This is a genomic window from Chromobacterium aquaticum (assembly GCF_021129195.1).
In the GTDB taxonomy this organism is placed as follows: domain Bacteria; phylum Pseudomonadota; class Gammaproteobacteria; order Burkholderiales; family Chromobacteriaceae; genus Chromobacterium; species Chromobacterium aquaticum.
The window spans coordinates 1-748 of record NZ_JAJOHW010000056.1 but is presented as its reverse complement, the minus strand read 5'-3'; the positions used below and the strand labels follow the sequence as shown (position 1 = coordinate 748).

Genomic DNA, 748 nt, shown 5'->3' with positions numbered 1-748 from the left:
GCGGCGCTGGGCGTCGAAGTCGGCACGGAACGGTTGCGCTTCCTTGCCATCCTGGAAAGCTTTGAGATCCGCCGGCAGGTTGTTGCGCGCGCTTAAAGTCTGGCGAGTGACGACGAATTCGCGCTGTTCGCTGCTGTCGCCGTCGTGGGCCGGGTGTTCATCCAGGCGGAACCACTGGCCGGCGGCCAGGCCGCGCACGCTACCGCCGCCGCTGAATTGCTTGGCCTTGAGGTCGTGCGCTTGCTGGCGCAGCTGGGCGTAATGGCTGAGCTGATCGGCGTCGCCGGCGTAGTACAGCGATTGCGGGTCGTAGTCGTGCAAGGAGGATTGCAGCGCCTTGCCGTTCTGGCCCTGGTCGATGCGGCTGTCGTCGCCGCTGTGCTGGGTGCTAACAGGTTGGTAGTCGAAACTGGCCAAAGCCACCGCGCCGGGCACGATCTGGCGCTGCGCGCTCCACTCGGTCAGGCCATCCTCGGCCTCGGTGGCGTCGCTGCGGTGGAAGCGCACCCGTTCCACGCTGGCCGGCGGCAGGCTATAGGGGTCGTCGAAGGCGACCAATTGCACCTGGGGGGTGTCGCCATCGACATGATCGAAACGCCAGGCATAACCCTCTTCGTGCAGCAGCCGCACGATGAAGTCGTAATCGGATTCTCGGTATTGCAGGCAGTAGCTGCGCGGCGACGCCGGGCCGGTCTTGAACGCCAAGGTCTGTACCCGCGCGCACACCGGCTTGGCTTGCTGATGCTCG

The 748-nt window shown here is 65.6% G+C and carries 1 protein-coding gene; it reads right to left on the bottom strand.

The window, feature by feature from the left end:
- Positions 1 to 748, bottom strand: a 748-nt coding sequence (locus LQT98_RS09060; RefSeq protein ID WP_231462026.1) for a phage late control D family protein, incomplete at both ends; no start/stop codon positions are given.